The 21,245-nt window shown below is 39.3% G+C and carries 20 protein-coding genes; 8 read left to right on the plus strand and 12 right to left on the minus strand.

What is annotated here, in order from left to right; genetic code table 11:
• Window positions 1-69 precede the first annotated feature (69 nt).
• From ACE1TH_RS06580 to ACE1TH_RS06590, 3 genes are all read left to right on the plus strand, one after another.
• Window positions 70-690: a LysE/ArgO family amino acid transporter gene (locus ACE1TH_RS06580; RefSeq protein ID WP_375078595.1), complete on the plus strand. Its 621-nt coding sequence runs from the start codon at window positions 70-72 to the stop codon at window positions 688-690.
• 105 nt (window positions 691-795) lie between these two features.
• Complete coding sequence (locus ACE1TH_RS06585; protein ID WP_375078596.1) at window positions 796-1,713, plus strand: ABC transporter ATP-binding protein; 918 nt, start codon at window positions 796-798, stop codon at window positions 1,711-1,713.
• A complete protein-coding gene (locus tag ACE1TH_RS06590) occupies window positions 1,710-2,642 on the plus strand; it encodes an ABC transporter permease (protein ID WP_375078597.1) in 933 nt (310 codons plus the stop codon). The genes ACE1TH_RS06585 and ACE1TH_RS06590 overlap by 4 nt, the downstream gene beginning before the upstream one ends.
• A gap of 31 nt (window positions 2,643-2,673) precedes the next feature.
• Here the strand turns inward: ACE1TH_RS06590 and ACE1TH_RS06595 are convergent, their stop codons facing one another.
• Both ACE1TH_RS06595 and ACE1TH_RS06600 read right to left on the minus strand, forming a co-directional pair.
• Window positions 2,674-4,050, minus strand: coding sequence for a sodium-dependent transporter (locus ACE1TH_RS06595; RefSeq protein ID WP_375078598.1), 1,377 nt, complete (start codon window positions 4,048-4,050; stop codon window positions 2,674-2,676).
• Between the two features lie 549 nt (window positions 4,051-4,599).
• Window positions 4,600-4,893 (minus strand): hypothetical protein, encoded by a 294-nt coding sequence (locus ACE1TH_RS06600; protein WP_099300669.1) that lies wholly within the window; start codon window positions 4,891-4,893, stop codon window positions 4,600-4,602.
• A 705-nt stretch (window positions 4,894-5,598) separates the two neighbouring features.
• Here ACE1TH_RS06600 and ACE1TH_RS06605 point away from each other — a divergent pair.
• Window positions 5,599-5,889, plus strand: a complete 291-nt coding sequence (locus tag ACE1TH_RS06605; protein WP_375078599.1) for a hypothetical protein — start codon at window positions 5,599-5,601, stop codon at window positions 5,887-5,889.
• Here the strand turns inward: ACE1TH_RS06605 and ACE1TH_RS06610 are convergent.
• Together ACE1TH_RS06610 and ACE1TH_RS06615 are read right to left on the minus strand one after the other, a co-directional pair.
• Window positions 5,879-6,664 carry an ABC transporter ATP-binding protein gene (locus ACE1TH_RS06610; RefSeq protein ID WP_255225213.1) on the minus strand — a complete coding sequence of 262 codons (786 nt, stop codon included), beginning with the start codon at window positions 6,662-6,664 and terminating at the stop codon, window positions 5,879-5,881. The two genes, ACE1TH_RS06605 and ACE1TH_RS06610, sit on opposite strands and share 11 nt — an antisense overlap.
• A gap of 69 nt (window positions 6,665-6,733) precedes the next feature.
• On the minus strand, window positions 6,734-7,060 hold the full coding sequence (locus ACE1TH_RS06615) for a hypothetical protein (RefSeq protein WP_255225212.1): 327 nt from the start codon (window positions 7,058-7,060) through the stop codon (window positions 6,734-6,736).
• Between the two features lie 252 nt (window positions 7,061-7,312).
• On the opposite strand from ACE1TH_RS06615, the gene ACE1TH_RS06620 reads away from it, so the two are divergent.
• Entirely contained in the window at window positions 7,313-8,584 is a 1,272-nt protein-coding gene (locus tag ACE1TH_RS06620; RefSeq protein ID WP_375078600.1) for a flagellin N-terminal helical domain-containing protein, read from the plus strand.
• Between the two features lie 124 nt (window positions 8,585-8,708).
• Here the strand turns inward: ACE1TH_RS06620 and ACE1TH_RS06625 are convergent, their stop codons facing one another.
• A complete protein-coding gene (locus ACE1TH_RS06625) occupies window positions 8,709-9,239 on the minus strand; it encodes a D-glycero-alpha-D-manno-heptose-1,7-bisphosphate 7-phosphatase (protein WP_375078601.1) in 531 nt (176 codons plus the stop codon).
• 153 nt (window positions 9,240-9,392) lie between these two features.
• Between ACE1TH_RS06625 and ACE1TH_RS06630 the strand changes: the two genes are divergently transcribed.
• Window positions 9,393-9,893 (plus strand): GNAT family N-acetyltransferase, encoded by a 501-nt coding sequence (locus ACE1TH_RS06630; protein ID WP_375078602.1) that lies wholly within the window; start codon window positions 9,393-9,395, stop codon window positions 9,891-9,893.
• A gap of 25 nt (window positions 9,894-9,918) precedes the next feature.
• Here the strand turns inward: ACE1TH_RS06630 and ACE1TH_RS06635 are convergent, their stop codons facing one another.
• A complete protein-coding gene (locus tag ACE1TH_RS06635; protein ID WP_375078603.1) occupies window positions 9,919-11,472 on the minus strand; it encodes an ABC-F family ATP-binding cassette domain-containing protein in 1,554 nt (517 codons plus the stop codon).
• A 169-nt stretch (window positions 11,473-11,641) separates the two neighbouring features.
• Here ACE1TH_RS06635 and ACE1TH_RS06640 point away from each other — a divergent pair, with 169 nt between their 5' ends.
• Together ACE1TH_RS06640 and ACE1TH_RS06645 are read left to right on the plus strand one after the other, a co-directional pair.
• Entirely contained in the window at window positions 11,642-12,214 is a 573-nt protein-coding gene (locus ACE1TH_RS06640) for an RDD family protein (RefSeq protein ID WP_375078604.1), read from the plus strand.
• 153 nt (window positions 12,215-12,367) lie between these two features.
• Window positions 12,368-13,504, plus strand: coding sequence for an MFS transporter (locus tag ACE1TH_RS06645; RefSeq protein ID WP_099300657.1), 1,137 nt, complete (start codon window positions 12,368-12,370; stop codon window positions 13,502-13,504).
• 46 nt (window positions 13,505-13,550) lie between these two features.
• Here ACE1TH_RS06645 and ACE1TH_RS06650 read toward each other — a convergent pair whose 3' ends face one another.
• From ACE1TH_RS06650 to ACE1TH_RS06675, 6 genes are all read right to left on the minus strand, one after another.
• Window positions 13,551-14,555, minus strand: a complete 1,005-nt coding sequence (locus ACE1TH_RS06650; protein ID WP_099300656.1) for an NADP-dependent oxidoreductase — start codon at window positions 14,553-14,555, stop codon at window positions 13,551-13,553.
• 230 nt (window positions 14,556-14,785) lie between these two features.
• Complete coding sequence (locus ACE1TH_RS06655) at window positions 14,786-15,541, minus strand: response regulator transcription factor (protein WP_099300655.1); 756 nt, start codon at window positions 15,539-15,541, stop codon at window positions 14,786-14,788.
• Window positions 15,535-17,208 (minus strand): sensor histidine kinase, encoded by a 1,674-nt coding sequence (locus tag ACE1TH_RS06660; RefSeq protein ID WP_375078605.1) that lies wholly within the window; start codon window positions 17,206-17,208, stop codon window positions 15,535-15,537. The genes ACE1TH_RS06655 and ACE1TH_RS06660 overlap by 7 nt, the downstream gene beginning before the upstream one ends.
• Before the next feature lie 68 nt (window positions 17,209-17,276).
• Window positions 17,277-18,932 (minus strand): ABC transporter permease, encoded by a 1,656-nt coding sequence (locus ACE1TH_RS06665; protein ID WP_375078606.1) that lies wholly within the window; start codon window positions 18,930-18,932, stop codon window positions 17,277-17,279.
• 1 nt (window position 18,933) lies between these two features.
• On the minus strand, window positions 18,934-20,028 hold the full coding sequence (locus ACE1TH_RS06670; protein WP_375078607.1) for an ABC transporter ATP-binding protein: 1,095 nt from the start codon (window positions 20,026-20,028) through the stop codon (window positions 18,934-18,936).
• Window positions 20,029-20,093: 65 nt separating this feature from the next.
• Complete coding sequence (locus ACE1TH_RS06675) at window positions 20,094-21,119, minus strand: extracellular solute-binding protein (RefSeq protein ID WP_375078608.1); 1,026 nt, start codon at window positions 21,117-21,119, stop codon at window positions 20,094-20,096.
• Between the last annotated feature and the right edge of the window lie 126 nt (window positions 21,120-21,245).

Here is a 21,245-nt window from a genome sequence, read left to right on the forward strand (position 1 = left end):
AAACTATCAACCAATTGGTTGTTTCTTTACTATACAAGCATCTTTATTCTTAAGTAAAGGAGTGATCTTATGATTAGTGCATTTATAAACGGGTTTGTCTTAGCGACTGCGCTTATCATCCCGATAGGTCCGCAGAATTTACTTATTTTTCATCAAGGAGCGGTTCAACCAACATTCAAAAAAAGCATGCCGACTATCATAACATCAGCTTTAGCGGATACTCTTCTAATTGTTGTCGCCGTGTTTGGAGTATCATTTGCTTTACAAGCAGTTCCATTTTTAGAACCACTTCTTTATCTCATTGGCGTCGGCTTTTTAATTATCATTGGGTGGACAATTTGGAAAAGTAATTCTACGACGAAGACGTTTCAGCAAAAACCGTATTCAGGAAAAAAACAAGTTTTTCTCGCATTATCTGTCTCATTATTTAATCCCCACGCTATTTTAGATACCATTGCCGTTATCGGAACCTATGCCACTCACTATCATACTCGCCTTGAAACAGTAAGCTTTGCCTTTGCATGTATCCTTGTTTCTTGGCTCGCGTTTTTCTTGTTAGCCCACGCTGGAAATCGTGTAAAGCAATGGGACAAATCAGATCGATTATTCACTTATATACAGAAGGCGTCTGCTGTAACGATTTGGTTATTAGCCTTTTATTTTATCTATCAAGCTTTTTTATCGCGATGATTATTTTTCACTAGTGTAAAAATTTTATTTATTTCAGTTCCTTTCATAGTACAATGGAACAAGTCTTCTTTTCTCATTAGAAATAGATTGAAAGGCAGGGATTGTATGACCGCTATTTTAGAACTACAGCATGTTTCAAAAACAATTCGTGGCAAAAGAATTGTCGACGATATAAGTTTTACTGTCAACGCTGGAGAGGTATTCGGTTTTCTCGGTCCAAATGGCGCTGGAAAAACGTCTACCATTCGGATGATGGTTGGTTTATCAGAATTAACGAGTGGAGATCTTTCTATTTCGGGTCACAGTATAAAATCTTCCTACAGCGAAGCGATTAAACATGTCGGCGTAATTATTGAGAATCCAGAGATGTACAACCATTTAACTGCTAGAAAAAATATGGTTCATTTCGCTCGAATGAATGGAGAAGTCAATCATGAACGAATTAATGAATTAATTGACCTTGTCGGTTTATCCAAGGTGATTGATCGAAAAGTAAAAACCTTCTCATTAGGAATGAAGCAACGACTCGGAATTGCTCAAGCACTGATCCATCGACCAAAGCTACTTATTCTTGACGAACCGACCAACGGGTTAGACCCGGAAGGCATTCGCCTAGTCCGTACTTACCTTAGACGATTAGCAAAAGAAGAGCGATTAGCGGTTCTCGTATCGAGCCATTTAATGAGTGAAATGGAACTAATGTGCGATCGATTTGCCATTATTCAAGAAGGAAAGATGGTGCATGAGGAGACGCTTATAGATACTGAAGCAAACAAACGAATAACCTATCGTATTCGTGTGAACCACATTTACGATGATCAAGCTTTTTCCCTGATGAAAACCTATGATGAACAAACGCAAAAAAACGAGGATTCTTTTACACTCTCACTACATAAAGATCAAATTGCCTCTTTTATCCGCCATTTAAGTGCTGAAATAGATGTTCAAGAAGTAAGCATCGTGAAAGATAGCTTAGAAGAACGCTTTCTTCACCTTACAAATAAAGAAGGTGTAAAGCCATGATACGACTTATTCAAAACGAGCTTATGAAACAAAATGGACGAGTTGGCACATGGGTTATGTTAGGATTAATTGTTGCGTTAACCTTTTTAACAGCCACCGTTGTACATAACGCCCCAGACTTTGATATGTTTGAGAGCAACTGGCGGGATAATCTCGAAGCAGACATCCTTTATTACCAAGAGTTTACTGGTGAAGAACCATTCGCTGAAGAACAAATTCTTTTAGCAAAATATCGATTAAACAACGACCTGCCTCCAGCGTATGCGATGCCGAATAGTGCGTGGACTTTTGTCACAAATAGTAACGGGTTACTGATGCTTGTTAGTTTGTTTATTATTGCGATCGCCGCCACTATTGTTTCTTCTGAATTTAAACAAGGGACCATTAAACTTTTACTTGTACGACCACCTTCACGTATTAAGATTCTTTTATCGAAATACATAACTGTGCTAATCTATATGCTTGTATTTGTCACCACGCTCTGGCTTTCTTCCCTTCTTTTCGGGGCAATGTTCTTCGGCTTTGATGAACAAGCGAGCTTTCTTCATATTGTAAATGGAGACGTTCAAGAACGAGGCTATGGACTCCAATCGATACTCGTTTTTGTTGCGCATCTGCCGATGACGATGTTACTTGCTACGTTAGCTTTTGCGATTTCTTCCATGTTTTCAAGCGATATCATGGCAATTGCAATCAGCATTGCGAGCCAATTTTTAGGATTAGTTGCAAATGTGATGCTTCTTGAATTTTATGACTGGGCTATTATTCTCCCTTTTGTGAATGATTTGAGCCAATATGTAACAGAAGGCGGGCCAATCTCTTCATTAACAAACCCACTTTTTTCTGCGATTGTTTTGTTTGTCTATTGGTTACTGTTTTTAAGTGTTGCATTATATGTATTTAAAAAAAGAGAGATCAAACCTTCATAAAGAAAAACCGCTCAGTAGATGCTGAGCGGTTTTATTCGAGTAAAGATGCAAAAATAGCGAGCACATTTAACCCAAAGAGCTGATCAATTAATACAATCGCAATTGCAATTGGAACAACAAAAACCATGATGCTGTACCACACGACAAAAAGCTTTCGACCAAATCGACTCCCTTGCTTGAATTCATCACGTAAAACAGATTTCGGCATGTTAAGTAAAAGAAATAAGCTAATGAGAAAAGCACCAACCGGCATCAATATATTTGATACGCTGTAATCAATTAGATCAAAAAAGGAAAACTCGAACAGCGACCAATCTGCCAGCACACCAAATGATAAAGCAGATGGGATACCCATAATAAGAACGAGTGCCGCAACAAACCAGCTGCTTTTTTGACGCTTCGTGACATCCTTTTTTATAAATGCCGCCACTACAATTTCAAGCAACGAAAACGCTGTACTCAATGCGGCGAAGAAAAAGAGAATAAAAAATAGCGGTACAAGTATTTGACCAAATGGGATTTGTGAGAAAATCGTTGGCACAGCTGCAAAAATTAAAGTAGGACCCTCACTCGGTTCTAAGTTAAATGTAAAGACACCTGGAAAAATCATGACCCCTGCAAGAATAGCGACAACGATATTCATTCCACCTAACGTAATAGCGGAGATAGGGAGATCCTGTTTTTTTGATGCATAAGAGCTTAATGTAACCATTATTGAAACCCCTAAAGATAGAGCGAAAAAAGACTGACCTAGCGCAACTAATATAACATCGTTAGAAACTGTGCCCCAATCTGGTGAAAATAAGAATGCTAACCCTTCCTGTGCGCCATCTAGCGTTAACGAATAACCTGCCAAAATGACAAGCAAAATAAATAAAGTTGGGATCATCCATTTTGACGCTTTTTCAATTCCTTCTTGTACCCCTCTTGACACAATTCCAGCAGCCAAAGCTAAAAAGAATGCTTGCGCGCCAATTGCCAAGTAAGGGTTTGCTATCAATTCGTTAAAATGCGCTGCATATCCGTCTGCATCTAATTGCCCTAATTGTCCAGTCAGTGACGATCCAAGATAAAGAATAGACCAACCACCTATAACGCTATAGAACGAGAGGATGAGAAAACATGTGATGACGCCTAACCAACCAGTAAAACGAAAAACTGAGCGTGGTGCTAACTTTTGAAATGTCGTTACAGCGTCAGCTTGAGAATGACGCCCTAAAATATATTCCCCAATTAAAAGTGGAATTCCTATAAGAAGCGTGAACGCTAAGAAAAGCACAAAAAAAGCGCCTCCTCCACTCGTTCCCGCCATGTATGGAAATTTCCAAATAGCGCCGAGTCCGATCGCACTCCCTGCCGTTGCATATAAAAATCCTATTTTTGACGACCACTGTTGCGATGTTGACATGTTGTGATGTTTCTCCTTGTCTAGACCCAGATGAAAACACTCGTTAGCGTTCAAAGAAAATGTCCACTGCAAACAGACAAAAAAGACTGTCTGCTTGTTCTGACAATTCACTTGATTAACGTTGTTCAATTCTATTCATGTTTTCCTAAAAGAGATCAAAGTATTTATAAATATTTTTATATAATAACAAAAACATGTCTATTGAGCAAGAACATTTTCGCTTTCCTGCATTCGTAACTAGCGCAATGTGCTGCTCGTTTACGTATTTCTCTCACAGTTTGAATTTTCAATGCGTATAGCTTGTTCCTTATATATGTTCCTTATATAGTAATAAGGCAAGTACTATGAACGATCAACAAGGAATTTATCTTTTTTCGAATTGACAGGTAGTCGAAGTTAACGCTTGTCCATTGTTTTTGCAATTGGGAAATACGTAGACTAACGTATATTTTTAGAAACTCTGGCACACTCCTATTTTTTTGGCATATGTATAAATTAAATAAGAGAACCCCCCACTAGCTTAAAGCTAGTAGAGGAATATGCGTTCATTTATACCGCAACAAGCGTAGTAATTTCCGTTGTTGCTTCAATGACTTGTGCGTTAAGATCAAGGATTTGCTCAATTAAATTAATTAAGTTTAAATCTTGCAGATTTGACAAATAGACAACGCGAATTGCATTTCCATTTGGACAGAAGACGTTAAATAATGCTGTTGGTGATACTTGAATAACGGTTTCACCTGTACCAACAAACTGTTGACATCCTCGTAAACTAACAGAATCTCCCGGTCCTGTTAAAACTGAAACGTTTCCTAAACCTGGTACTGGAATTGTAATTGCCACAATGCAACACCTAGCCTTTTCATATAATTTTGCTGAGCTTTACTCAACACTACAATATATGTAAGATGCCGCAATGCGTTAGTCTGTCTGCCCGTTTTACGAATAATTGGTTTTATTATCCAAATTTAGAACTGAGTATACCATTCAGAACCCTAGCCAGAAGAATACCCACTAGCAAAAGCTAGTGGGATTTTTCGGATATTTTAAACCGCAACAAGCGTAGTAATTTCTGTTGTTGCTTCAATGACTTGTGCGTTAAGATCAAGGATTTGCTCAATCAAGTTAATTAAGTTTAAATCTTCAAGATTTGTTAAATAAACGACACGAATCGCATTTCCATTTGGACAGAAAACGTTAAATAACGCCGTTGGTGATACTTGAATAATGGTTTCGCCTGTACCAACGAACTGTTGACATCCTCGTAAACTAACAGAATCTCCCGGTCCTGTTAAAACTCAAACGTTTCCTAAACCTGGTACTGGAATTGTAATTGCCATCGTACAACACCTAGCCTTTTCAACGTATTTTGTTGAGATTCACTCAACCATACAACATACGTAAAATTGAAAAGATTGATCGTCGTTATGCCTTGTTCAAAGTAAATTGATTTTTATACCTATTTTTTACATAATCAGAAAGATATGTTATCGTTTCTGCTAGATGAAGATATTGTCGCATTTTCTAAGAAAAGGAGAAATTAAATTTATGCCTATGTACATTGGTCTTATCGTCTTGATTCTGTTTATTTATTTCATTTATAAAGAATACCAATTTTCAAAATTAGAAGAATCAAAAGATGAGCGAGGGACATTCATCTATATACGCGCCGCTAAACATGCCTTTCCTATCTTTCCGATTGGTTGGCTTCTGGTAGAAGTGACACACCGACTCTTTACGCTGACATTCGATGTGTATCGCGATTTAATGTGGGTCTTAATATTGAGCGCATTTATTGTTTATGGTGCAAGTATTCAAGTCGGCCGTTCTACCCGCTAACAATCTTTAGCCAAGGTCGATCATTCATCCATTCTACATCAACAGGCAGTTTGAATACCTTTGATAATAAAGATGAAGTCAATACCTTTTGCTTTGGTCCTGCCGCTGCGACTTTGCCATCTTGTATCATGAGCACATGTGTAAGGACAGGCGAAACTTCTTCAATGTGATGAGTTACATAGATAAGGTGGCAACCTCTTGCTTTTATTTCTTCCATCAAGCTCAGCATCTCTTCTCTGGTTGGCACATCCAACCCGGTGCACGGTTCATCCAAAATCAGAATGTCGGGGCTGCTCATCAATGCCCGTCCAATTAATACTCTTCGTTGTTCTCCTTGAGAGAGCACACCGAACGTTTTCCCCCTTAAATGATGTAACCGTAAAGAGCGTAAAATCTCTTCTGCCCTTTGCCAATCCTGGTCTGAAACCTTTTCGTATAAGCCAAATGACGCGAATTTACCGCTAACTACGACTTCCTCCACACCTTCCCTCTGCATAATCGGCAAAAAGGAATCTAACGAGCTACTCACATACCCTATCCTTTTCCGAAGTTCTGGAAAATTAGTTTTCCCAGACACTTGACCTAAGACTGAGATTTCTCCTAATGTTGGAAACCTATAGCCATTTATTAGATTAAGAAGCGTTGTTTTTCCAGATCCATTCAAGCCCAATACACACCAATGCTCTCCTTGATTCATTTCCCAATTAATGTCACTCAGTACGTTCCTTCCTTCTCTAACCCAGGTAACGTTTTTACACCGTACAATCTGTTCCATGCCACTCCTCCTACTAAATAAACCAAGGCATTTTAGCCTCGGTTAGTCTGAATACAATAATTCTACCATTTATCGATAATATTTTTTTAAAATTGCACGCATTTCCTTTAATTCGATATCGACTTGCTTTAATTCTTCTTTCAAAGAGGTTAGCACATCGTGTAAATCTTCATAGTGACGTAATGCGCCTCTTGTTGAAGTAGCGGCAGTATAGGTAACGATGTCTTCCATCTCTTCTTCAGACAAATCTTCTGTTTCCTCAGTAGCCCTTGATATATCACGGCTTAATTTTACGCCAAAGAAGAATAACGTCGCCGCAATGGTTCCTAGTAAGCTTTCGTAGTAAATCAAGTCTTGCGATAAGTGTAGTTTTTCTTCTGTTGATTGACTTGGCATCCCTACCACCCTAACGTAACTTCTTCTTACATAGCCTATGTTCGGTTAAGAACAATTGGTACAGAAATCAGCTTTGCAGCGATATAAGACTGTGCTCTGATTAAATAAAATAAAGAAATATGTCATTTTTAAAAGGATATTTATATAAAAACCATAACTATAGAAGTGGTTCTAACGTATATTTTTTTTACAAATAATTCTTTTTATTTGTAAAGGACCGAATACAAATACCTACAAAAGGAGTAAATACCAATGAATATTTCTACAAACACTTCCGCTTTATATGCCCATCGACAGGTAGCGAACCATCAGAAAATGGCAGAGAAAGCACAAGGAAAACTGGTGACAGGATTGAGAGTAAACCAAGCTTCAGACGATGCAGCTGGGTTAGCAATCTCCGAAAAAATGCGTGCTCAAATTCGCGGATTAAATCAAGCAAGTCGGAATACGCAAGATGGGATCTCCCTCATTCAAACATCTGAGGCAGCCTTGAATGAAACGCACCATATATTGCAACGGTTGAGAGAACTTACTGTACAAGCGGCAAACGATACGTATAAAACAACCGATCGAGTTGCGATGCAGAAAGAATTTGACAACTTAAGCGAGGAAATTGATCGAATTGCCAGTTCAACAACCTTTAACAACCACTCCCTTTTAACAGGACAAAAAGACTTTTCGTTTCAGATTGGTGCCAACGCAGGTCAAACCATTTCTGTAAAAGGAGCAGGCATGTCTACAACTGACTTAGGTTTAACAGTCTTTGAACCTTTACGACTTACAGGTCTTGCAAATGAAGTTCGCAGTGAGACAACCGTCCAAATCGGACGAGCAAGAACAGCAAGTGAGCCGGGTATGGAAATCGTTGGCTATTATGACGCCAACGGCAAGGAAGGTCCTGGTTATTATATTGAGGATGAGCTTAAGTATGGTGCAGCTGTACCAGAACAAAACGGAACGTACCATATTCAATGGGAAGGAAAGTCTTATCAAATTACGTTAAATGATGAAACAGTTACAACGGTTACGCCTACTCTAGACTTCAGCGATTCTACAGGCGAAGTCCACCAAGCTAGTTGGTTTGAAGCGACAGAAAATCGAGAAGCAGGCTACTACAAAGAAGATTCACTTATTTATTCATCGTTAACACCGTTACCAAAAGGGCAAGCTGTTACCATTCAAGAGAGCTTATTAACAGATCAAGATTCTGGTGTGTTTAAAACGCTTTCTATCACAACTAGAGAAGCGGCAAATGATACGATAACGAAACTAGATCAAGCAATAGCACTCGTTTCGAAAGAACGCTCTTATTTAGGTTCATCGCATAATCGACTGGAACACGCGCTTTCAAATCTGCTTCAAACGAGTGAAAACTTGCAGGCAGCTGAATCACGAATTCGAGGCGTAGATATGGCAGAAGAAATTATGGTTCTAACTAAGCAAAATCTGCTTGCTAACGTTGCTCAGTCAGTCCTAGCACAAGCAAACCAGCAACCGTCTCAAGTGTTGACGTTACTTGCATAACATAGAGAAAACTGTGTCACGGAAAACGAAGCGGAATTAATTTTTACGGATCTATAGAATCGAGATGTTGGCTATCATTACCTCTAACTAAGCTGGGATTCTGCCCCAGCTTTTTTGATCTTGCTTAAAATTGGTCAAGAATCCATGGTACTGCTTTTTGCAGACTTTTAACCATTGCATCTGCCCCGAAATCACCTTGGTATCGCTCACCGACAAGAATTGTTTTACAACCTGCTGCTCTGCCAGCTTCAATATCAGGCTCCCGATCTCCAACCATGACACTTCTTTTTAGATCAATATGATGTTTTTGAGCCAGGTCTCTAATCATTTGTGTTCCTGGCTTTCGACACAAGCACCCTGCTTTCGGCTTATGTACACAATAAGCAACATCATCAATTTTTGCTTCTTTTTCCTCTAAATCGTTTATCATCTTATCATGGATGCGAAGCAACATCTCTTCTTTCAGAAATCCTAACCCAACCCCACCTTGATTTGTTACAACAAATACAAACAATCCTGCTTCATTTAACTGCTTAATAGCCAGCGCCACGCCTTTTAATAAATGAAAATCATCTGGTTTATTTACAAATTTCACTCTTTTGGTTAAGACTTCATTAATCACACCATCACGATCTAAAAAAACGGCTCGATTCATGCCAGCAAACACTCCTTCATTTCTTCATTAAGGTTTGTTTTTTCCATAAGATGTATTCCTGCAAAATACGTAATAAATTCCTCTTCACGGCAAGTGCAGAAGTCTATATAATAGAGATTATTGAAAAAAAAGAGTGAGGTGCAACTAGATCCCATGATTCGTCCAGCTGAGAAAACCGACTTACAAGAAATTCTTACCATTTACAACCATGCGATTCTACATACAACCTCCGTTTATTCGTACGAGCCTCATACACTCGACATGCGGGAAACATGGTATACTCAAAAGCTTGAGGCGAACCACCCTATTCTCGTTTTTGAAGAAGACAATCACGTCATTGGGTTCGCGACATATGGTTCATTCCGAGCCTGGCCAGCTTATCAATACAGTATTGAACATTCTATTTACGTTGATCCCAATCAAAGAAAAAAAGGAATTGCTACTCAACTGTTAACCGAAATAATTGCGTTAGCCAAACAAAATGGCTATAAAACGATGATTGCAGGCATTGATGCGTCGAATGAACAAAGCATTGGCTTACATAAGAAATTCGGCTTCACTTATAGTGGAACGATTGAAAAAGCTGGGTACAAGTTTGATCGCTGGCTTGATTTAGCGTTTTATCAACTCATTTTTGATTCAAAAAAAAGCTAAGACCTCCTCGGTCTTAGCTTTTCTTCTACACAAGTTTTGTTGTCCAGTTTTCACAGTTCCACGTTTCTGTGACAATGTCTTGATAGAATTCTGGTTCGTGAGAGATGAGCAAAATACTGCCTTTGTACGCACGTAATGCACGCTTTAATTCTTCCTTTGCATCCACATCAAGGTGATTTGTCGGCTCATCAAGAACCAAGATATTTGATTCGCGATAGATTAGCTTACATAAACGAACCTTTGATTTTTCTCCCCCGCTCAACACAACCATCTTGCTTTCGATGTGTTTCGTTGTTAACCCACACTTTGCTAACGCTGAACGCACTTCTCCTTGACCAAGAGAAGGGAACTCTTGCCAAATCTCTTCAATACACGTATTGTTAGAAACTTTCGCTTCTTGTTCAAAATAACCAATTTCCTGATAATCCCCACGTTCAACAGAGCCAGAAATCGGTGTTTGAATGCCTAATAAACTTTTTAAAAGCGTTGTTTTTCCGATTCCATTTGCGCCAACTAAAGCAATTTTTTGCCCTCGCTCCATACGTAAGTCTAATGGTCTGGATAATGGTTCATCATAGCCAATCACAAGTTCCTTTGTTTCAAAAATGAGCTTACTTGTTGATCGTGCTTCTTTGAAGTTAAACTCTGGTTTTGGCTTGTCTTTGGCTAATTCAATGACGTCCATTTTATCTAGCTTTTTCTGTCTCGACATTGCCATATTTCGTGTTGAGACACGAGCTTTGTTACGAGCAACGAAGTCTTTTAACTGTGCCATTTCTTGTTGCTGACGCTTGTAAGCCGCTTCTAATTGCTGCTTTTTCATTTCATGTACGTCTAAGAAATGATCATAGTCCCCAACATAGCGATTAAGCTCTTGATTTTCCATGTGGTAAATAATATTAATAACGCTATTAAGAAACGGAATATCATGCGAAATCAAAATAAACGCATTTTCGTATTCCTGTAAATAACGTTTCAACCATTCAATATGCTGTTCATCCAAGTAGTTTGTCGGCTCATCCAATAGCAAAATGTCTGGTTTCTCTAATAAGAGCTTTGCAAGCAACACTTTTGTTCGTTGCCCACCACTTAAGTCTTCCACATCTTTTTCTAAACCAACATCGTCTAGACCTAGTCCGCGAGCCACTTCTTCTACTTTTGCATCAATCGTATAAAAATCATTATTCGTCAGCGTATCTTGAATAACGCCCACTTCTTCTAAAAGACGTTCCAGCTCTTCAGGCGTGACGTCCCCCATTTTGTCATACATTTGATTCATTTCCGCTTCCATGTCGTAAAGATACTGAAAAGCTCCTTTTAACACATCACGCATCGTCATACCGCGCTCCAGAACCGTATGCTGATCAAGGTAACCGACACGCACCTTTTTTGACCATTCTACTTTTCCTTCGTCAGGCATAAGTTTTCCAGTAATAATATTCATGAACGTTGATTTACCTTCACCATTTGCACCGATTAATCCAATGTGTTCCCCTTTCAACAAACGGAACGACACATCTTGAAAAATCGCACGGTCACCGAAGCCGTGACTTAAGTCTTTTACCGTTAATATACTCATCTATTATCAGCCCTTTTATCGTAACAAGTTCGTTTTATGATCCAATTAAAGATTGTACCACATTTACAAGGGCAGTGTAAGTTTTGAGTCAACTACTCGATTCTTCTTTTGTTACTTTATACAGAATAGATGGAATTATGGTATATTTTACAAAAAGGAGGCATTTCATATGGAAAATAATCCAGCTGGCTTTTGGGTACGATTAGGTGCCTTGTTTTTAGATGGCCTTTTTATTAACCTGATTGCGTGGTTACTTGGTTTTATGTTTATCACGTCTTGGCAAAACGGCATAACCGAAATCATTCAGTTTCTTTATTTACTCGTAGTGCCCATCGTCTGGTACGGTTATACAATTGGAAAACGTGCGTGTACTATTCGAATCATTCATATGGATGGCAGCAACGTGCGCTTATGGACAATGATTAAGCGGAATGTAGTCGGTGGTCTCCTTTACGTTCTTCCAACTACTCTACCAGTCATTTATCTTGCTCTTACTTTAGATACGAGAATTTGGGCCGTTTTCTCTTTTCAAACAGTAGACTTTCCAGCTTCAACCTTATCAAATAATGTCTTAACGCTCTTAACGGCAGGCTTACTCTTATCTTTCGCATTATTGCTTGTTAGTGCGTTTATGGTTGGTGTCTCAAAATCTAGACGTTCACTTCACGATTTAATAGCTGGTACCTACGTCACGAGGGATACACAATACGAAACAGAAATGGTTTACCGAGAGAAGATCTAGTCAAGTTGACAGTTCCTCCAACCCATGCTAACTTATTCAATGATAAAGGCGACATAACTATGGGCGTTATGTTAGCGAATTGGCAAATGATTGCTTGAATGCAGGGCCTCCCGATACATGGGGAGGTCCTGTTTTTTTGAGGAGGAATGCTTTTTGGACAAACGAATTTATTTATTAACAACGTTAACATTTATTGTTGGTTTAGTTGAGTTAATTGTTGGTGGTATTCTGCCATTAATAGCAGGCGATCTCAATATTTCTCTCGGTCAAGCAGGCTTATTAATTTCTGCTTTCTCTTTTAGTTTTGCAATTGCAGGGCCGCTTTTATTGTCATTGACAGCAAAAGTGGAACGGAAAAAGTTAATTATGATTGTTCTCTTACTATTTATTTTTTCAAACGGTATTGCGGTTTTTAGTACTAGTTTAACGGTTTTATTGGTATCGAGGGTTTTATCTGCCTCAGGGGCTGCACTTCTCGTTTCTTTATGTTTAACGATCGCTTCACAGATCAGCTCGGAGGCAAACCGCTCTAGAGCAATTGGAACCGTATTAATGGGGGTCAGTGCCTCGCTGGTGCTTGGCGTGCCGTTAGGTCTTTTTCTCGGCAATGAATGGGGTTGGCGTGCGCCTTTTATCTTCATTGTCATCGTAACCTTTATTTTAATGATTTTAATCCATTTTACATTAAACAAAATTGAGCCCAGACCATACGTACCCTTAAGAACCCAGCTACGAGCGTTAGGTCAGCCAAAAATATTTTTAGTACATTCCGTCTCCATTCTATTTTTTATTGGACACTTAACCCTTTATGGTTATTTAACACCTTTTCTTCAATCTACTTTACAGATCGAAGGGAATACAATAAGCATCATGTACCTGTTGTTCGGACTTGCAGCCATCTGTGGAAGTTGGTTCGGCGGATTTGCATCCGATCGTTTCGGAAATCGGAAAACGATGACGATTGCGTTAGCATTCTTTTCGCTTGTCCTCTTTTTGATTCCACTCTTCACACATAATGGTATATGGTTAATCCCATTATTGATGCTTTGGAATTTCTTAAGCTGGACCATTACACCAGCCATTCAGGGACATTTAGTGGCTTCTGCTCCAAAAACGTCAGACATCCAGCAAAGCATTAACAATTCTGCCACCCACGTTGGGATGGCGATTGGCTCGGTTGTTGGCGGTATCACAATTGATCAGTTTATCGTTGAAATGAATGCGACCATAGGTGGTGCGTTCGCCGCTCTTGCTTTGATTGTCGTCATTATTGCATTAAAAATTAAATAACAAAAAAAGGGAGCGCAATTAAAAAATTGCCACTCCCTCTTTTGTGCTATTCACTTACTTTTACAAGCTGCTTGCCAATATTTTCCCCTTTAAACAAGCCTAAAAATGCATCTGGTACTTTTTCGATGCCTTCATGTATGGTTTCTTCGAATTTTAGTTCACCATCTTGTACAAATTGAGATAAGTTTACATACGCTTCTTTGAAATCTTTTTGGAAATCACCAACAAGAAATCCTTGCATTTTCACACGAGATTTCACTAAAAAGCCTTGCACGCGACGTCCAATATCCTCTTCACCTTGTTCTAAATTGTAAGCAGAAATTGCTCCACATACTGGAACACGCGCAAATGTATTCAGGAGCGGCCAAACTTGATCAGAAATCTCTCCACCAACATTCTCAAAATAGACATCAATGCCATCTGGACAAGCTTTTTCTAACGCTTTACCGACTTGGTCTTCCTTATAGTTCACTGCTTCATCAAATCCAAGTGAGCGTAAATAGTCTGCTTTTTCTTTAGAACCAACAATTCCGACAACCCGAGCACCTTTCCGTTTCGCAAGTTGTCCTGCAATTGAGCCGACTGCACCAGCTGCACCTGAAATCACTACGGTTTCGCCTTCTTTCGGTTCACCAATATGGTACATTCCAAAGTAGGCGGTTAAACCTGGCATCCCTAGTACCCCTAAAGCTGTAGACATGGGTGCTCCGTGTAAATTTAATTTACGAACATTGTTAGCAGATACCGTATTATATTCCTGCCAATCAAGGGAACCGGTCACAACATCACCGACTTTAAGATCATTCGACTTTGTTTCAACAACTTCTGCTACAATGCCACCATTTAACGGTTCACCAACTTGAAACGGCTCCACATATGACTTTGCATCGTTCATTCGACCACGCATGTACGGATCCACTGATAAGTAGCGTGTCTTCAGAACAACTTCCCCGTCGTGTGGCTGCTGAACGTCAATTTCTTTATAATCAAAGGTTTCTTGGTTCGGCCATCCATCCGGACGTTCACGTAACTGAATTTGTTGTTGTTTCATGACTGTATTCCTCCCAAAATTTGTACTCATACTTCTATTCCTCAATGAGCAATTCATTAAACGGAAGAATCTCATTTTAATTAGAAAATGCGACCTCACTTTTTTGTTTCATAGTTACTCATTCAGCGTATCCATCTGATGGAATCGGAAACAGGATAATGATGTGGAACTAATATAATTCTTCCCCTTTTCTTATTCAAATTTTCCTTAATTCTATTGGTTGTTTCAACTTACCTGTCTTGCATAAACTGTTTCGGCGACTGGCCGACGTATTTCTTAAAGACTTGGCTGAAATATTTGTAATCACTAAACCCAGTTTGTTCAGCGACTTCATATATAAGACTCGCTTCATTTTGAAGTTTTTCGACCGCTTTTAAAAGACGATATCTGGTTAAGAGCTCATTAAAGCTATATCCTGTCACTTGTTTGACTTTTGCGTTTATACTGACTGTTGAAAGCCCAATCGCATCGCTTACCATAGCAAGGGTTACCTTTTGCTGATAGTGTTCCTTAATATAGCCAATCGCAGCAGCAGTATAGGAAGCAGGCTGTTCCCATTCTGCTTTTAAATGGAGAATGTGGTGCGCGGTCTTGGATCGATTCATCTGTTGCTTTTCAACAATTCGTGCTACCAGTTCTTGCAATGTTTTTTCAAGTTCTCCTAGATCAACAGGTTTAAGCATATAATTATGGACGCCTAATCGGATTGCTTGCTGGGCGTAGCAAAATTCGCCATAACCAGAAAGAATAATGGCTTCATAATGATAGATAGACTTTGTATCTTGCAACATTTCTACTCCATCTTTAAAAGGCATCCGAATATCTGTAATAACAATATGAGGTTGTGTGTCGTGAATTAATTGACACCCTTCCTCCCCACTTTCGGCAGTTCCCACTACCACACAATCATTTTTAAACCAGTCCACTCGGTAAAGCAGGCCTTTTAAAAGAATGGGCTCGTCTTCTACGATTACAACTTTCAACATAGGTCTCTCTCCTTAAATGGTAGTATGATAGATACAACTGTTCCGTGTTCAAGTGTTGATTCCATATGTAATCCATATGATTTTCCATATAAGAGCGTAATCAAATGATGGACGGTATGAAGACCCGTTTGCTCTTGCACTTCTTTTTCTCCCAAATAAATGGCTTTGATCTTCTCAAGCTGCTGTTCAGTCATTCCCGCACCGTTATCTATTAATTTGATCAGCAGACTATCGCCTTTCTTTTTAATGGAAATTTCAATAAACAGTCTACTCGTTTGATTAATATTGTGCTTAACTGCATTTTCAATTAACGGCTGTATAAGCAATTTCGGTACTTGCGCTTCTTTTAATAAAAAAGGATCCACGTTAATTTCGTAGTCAAGCCGCTTTCCGTACCTCATTTTCTGCAAGGAAAAATAATCCTCTAAATAGGCAATATCTTCTTTAAGCATCACGATCGTATGACCAAAATTAGCATTATAGCGCATCAGTTTTGCCGTTTTTACAACCATATTTGACGCACTTTCTGGATCTGTGTGTATCTCATATTTAATCATCTCCAGCACATTAAACAAAAAATGGGGATTAAACTTTGCTTCCAGATGCTTCATCTCACTTATTCTCTTTTTTTCCAAAATAGTTTCGTTTTCAACCATAAGTCGCTCTACTTCTGAGACTCGACTTTTGTATTCTTCATAGATCGTTTGGACTTCTTCATATTGATGATCCGCCTGAAAAAATGACTGATCCTTTTTTGCTTGCATGAATGCGACCAAACGATCAAATGGTTGTAGGGATGATGTAACAATTTTTGGGGTGACAAACCAAACAATTAATAGTATGACGAAGCTACTGATAAGGATGGAAGCGAGTCCATAAAACAATAAAAACCAGTAGATGGTAATGGGCGTTAAAGTGATGACCTTTAGACCTAGTTGTGTTAAAACCGTCTTCGTTTGATAGAAATTTTCACCTTCATGGCGAACCCACTTTCTATCTAAAGGTATGTCTAGCTTTCCTAAAGACGTCACGCCAAAATCTTGATTTGTAAAAACGACATTTTCGTATGAATCAACGACGTACGTATAAGGTTGATTAGCGAATGATAGTCGTTCTAAAAAGAACAGCGCATAGCCATTAATCTCGTCATTTTCGATTACAGGAGAAGCGATAGCATATGACACATAATCGTTCTGATTTCTTAATTGTTGATTTAACCGTCGACCAAACATCCCTTGTTCATTACTTTTTTGGATAAGCTCGTTTAACGCGATACTTCGCCTGACTTCGTCTTCCATTCCATCATAGAAACTTGTGGCAACGGGGGTTTCATTTTTATCAAGTAAGACAAACTCTGCGTGAAGCTCTTCGTTATTTCGAAAGTCATACAACGTCTCATATACTTCTCGACTGTAATCGCCGGTTTGAAGGAATGAACGAATCGTGTCGTTCTCCACTAGTTTTGCCACTCCTTGATAATATGACATAAAGCCGGATTCTAGTTGATTGACAACCTTTTTATGGTTGCGATTACTGGGCTCCACAACGGAATTTTGAAAACTGACAGCAAGAGATAATCCATACACAATAAAAATAAAAATAAGAACAACGATTGCATACATGAAAAAAGAGCGCTTGATTTCGTCTTTCAATTTCTTTGTTTTCATAGACCGCGCCCTCCACAGCTAGAATGAAAAGATGACTGCCTTCTATACGAAAGCAGTCGTTCATTTTATTAAAGGTTCATTTCTTTTTTTCCCGTTAATTTAAAGAATAATAGAAGAGACAAGATTGATGTTACCGTTAAAATCGCCGAATAAGCAGATGCATTGCCAAAATTCCCTCGAATCACCTCTGAATAAATGGATACAGCGAGTGTTTGTGTGTTACTTGAATACAAAATAATGGACGCACTCAATTCACCTAGAATGGTAATCCAGCTCATAATGGCGCCAGCAAGCACACCTGGCATCATCATCGGTATAACCACTTTAAAAAACGTTCGCTTTTCAGAAGCCCCAAGGCTTATCGCTGCCTCTTCCATACTCGGGCTGATTTGACTAATAATCGCTGTACTTGATCGAATCGTATAAGGCATACGTCGAATGACGAATGCAAGCACCATAATAAATGCCGTTCCCGTCCAGAAAAACGGGGCGTCATTAAAGGCAAAAACAAGCGCGATCCCAAGAACGGATCCCGGAATGACGAACGGAAGCATTGAGATGGTATCAAGAGTAGACGTTATGGCATTTCGTTTTCGGACCGTTAAATATGAAATAAAGATGCCAATGATGACAATGATGATAATGGCAAAAAAACCTAGCTTATACGTATTTAGAATCATTGATAGATCCCGATTAAACAGGATCGTTTCGTAGTTTTGGAGCGAGAATCGTCCGGTATACACTTGACCACCTGTTGTTTCAAGAAAGGACGTATAGATGACAACCAGTTGCGGTAAAATGGACAACAGCGCGATGACATAAACGATGCTGTGACTTAGAACATTTTTTATTCCGAACGAACGCTTCACTTCCATTGGTTTAAGCGCAGACATGGAATAGGCATACTGCCTTGATATAATCCGCTGCACTAAAAACAAGGCAATGGTGACAATAATGAAAATCGCTGCGATTGCCGCTGCAAATCCAGCATCTCCGCCCACTTCACTCATAAATTGTGTGTAGATTAATACTGGGATCGTTCGGTAGCCTTCACCAATTAACATCGGCGTACCAAAATCTGCAATGACGCGCATAAACACAAGGAGCGCACTCGCTAAAAGCGTTGGAGTAATCAATGGCACAACGATTTTCATCATGCGCTGCACTCCAGAATACCCTAGGCTCTCTGCCGCTTCAATCAGCGAATTGTCCACATTTTTCAAAGCGCCTGAAATATAAATGAAAATTAATGGAAAGGATTGCAGCGTCAATACGAGTACAATTCCTGCGAATCCGTAGATTCCATCATAATTCATGCCAAATGTGTCATTTATAAACGACGTAACCACGCCACCACGACCAAGCAATTGAATCCACGCATAAGCCCCGATAAAAGGCGGTGAAATATACGAGACAATAATTAAAATTTGAATGGCTTTGCTGCCAAAGATCTTCACTCTCCTAAGAATATACGCCAAAGGCAAGCCAATCATAACCGCCAAAAAGGTTGCAACAACCGTAACTTTTATGCTATTCCATAATGTCACCCAGTAAAATTTACGATCGAAGAAATGCGCGAAATACTGGAGAGAAAAGCTACTTGTCTCCGCATCATATACACTTTTATTTAATACAAGAATGACCGGGAATAAGATAAATAAAGCGAAAAATAGTAAAATGAATAACGTGATTAGATTCCAGCCGTTAAAAATTTTGCGAAACATGTTACTCACCTGCCTTTATTAGCGTCTCTTCACTAAACTGATGAAACACATTAATAAGCGCAGGTTTTACTTTTAGCTGCACCGATGTCCCTTCTGGAATAATGGCATGGTCTTCGATATTTTGAACAACTTCCACCGTTTCACCCGAGTCAAGTGCAACAAAATAGTGAGTATTAATCCCTAAAAACATCGTTTTGTTAACAACTCCAGAGATGGTATTTGCCTCTTTTGTGACGACAAATTCTTGCGGGCGAACGGATACCCACACTTCTTCCCCATCTACTACTGATTCAACTAAGTTAGGAAGTTTTTCTTTATACATATCGTTAAATGAAAGAAAGTGGTTATCGCCTTGCCTCGTTATGATACCTTTTATTATATTTGAAGTCCCTATAAATTGAGCGACAAACAATGTCCGCGGGCGCAGATAAATCGCTTCCGGCTTTCCGATTTGCTGAATAACCCCTTTATTCATCACAGCAATTCGATCGGAAATGGCGAGGGCTTCTTCTTGATCATGCGTGACATAGACTGTTGTAATGCCTACTTCTTGCTGAATATCTTTTATCGCGTTTCGCATTTCCACGCGTAGTTTTGCATCAAGATTTGATAATGGTTCATCCATCAATAACACTTTCGGATTAATGACTAAAGCTCGAGCAAGGGCTACGCGTTGCTGTTGACCACCAGACAGTTTATCAGGCTTTTTTGCTTGGTGTTCTTCGATCCGAACAACTTTCATCATCTCTTCAATTCGCTTTCTCATTGTTTGTTTATCTTGGTTTTGTGCTTTTAAACCAAATGCAATATTGTCGGCAACCGTCATATGAGGGAAAATCGCATAGTTTTGAAACACCATGCCCATTTTCCGCTTATTAACAGGAATATGGTTAATCACTTCATCATCAAGCTTGATGGAACCGCCTTCAATTGAATTAAATCCAATAATCATCCGCAATAATGTGGTCTTCCCACATCCAGAAGGACCAAGTAATGTAAAAAGTTCTCCTTTTTTTATTTCGACCGATAGCCCATCTATAACCGTCTGGTTTTCATATTTTTTTACGACACGATCAATGTGAATGGCAACACTCATTCTTTCATCCCCTTTAATAGAAAAATAGATATGCAGAGCTTCCTTTCCCCTGCATATCTTGTTTGCTAGTTCATCGATTGCTCAAGTACATCCACATAGCGAGCTGTAATATCATCGGTGTGCTCAATGATGTAGTCTTCGTCGTACTCTTCAAATAAATGGATCTCATCTTGAGGCGTCATATAGTCCGCTACTTCAATTCCTTCACGGAGCGGACGAACCGTTAGTTCCATGCCCGTTCGGCTTTGCACTTCTTCAGACAGTACATAGTCTATAAATTTCTTTGCCCCTTCTAAATTATCCGTCCCTTTAATAATTTGTACCGATTGTCCTGGGTACACCACTCCCTCAGTTGGAAAGACTACATCAACCGCAGCCCCACTTTGCATATAATGAATAACAGGATCTTCCCAAGTAAGTCCGACTGTGTACTCACCATCTGCTACACCTCTATGGACTTGACCAGAACTCCCTTGCACTTTGCCATCTAAGTTTTCTAGAAACGCTTCTACAAATGTCCAAGCCTCGTCAGCCATAGGATCACCGTCACCAGCCGCGTATAACATCGCCACTAGCGACTGAAACGCAGAGCTTGAATTAACCGGGTCTCCAAACGCGATCCGCCCTTTTAACTCTGGATTTAATAGATCTTCAAAACTTTCCATTTGAATATCGCCAATTAAATCTGTGTTGACGATAAATACCGTTGGATCTGAAAAAGCTGGTGAGAAAAAGCCTGTTGTATTTTTAAAACCTTCCATCATAAATTCATCTTCTGGCGACACATATTCCTCAAAAAGTTCGGTTTTATCGTGAAGCATCGTCACATCAGCTGCCCATAAAATATCCCCTTGCGGATTATTCCGCTCAGACTCGACACGAGTCACCACCTCACCCGTTCCTGCCGAAATCGTTTGCACTTTAATGCCTGTTTCCTCTTCAAAATTTGGAATGACCGCCTCATTTAAATTTTCACTTCTAGTCGTATAGATGACGAGTTCTCCTTCGCTTGAACCAGAACTCGAATTGTTACACCCTGCCAACACTGCTACCGCACAAAGCATAACCCCACATAATTTAAGCGCTTTCAAAAAAATCCCCTCCTCATATTCCTAGCTCTATCCTATCTCAGCATGAGGCATGCGTTAATCCTAAAATCACTAAAATTTATCCAAAATTAATAAGCTTGTCCTAAAAAGAAAAAACAGCTACATCAA

Origin of the sequence: Shouchella sp. JSM 1781072, from assembly GCF_041949915.1 — a bacterium.
GTDB lineage: Bacteria > Bacillota > Bacilli > Bacillales > Bacillaceae_D > Shouchella.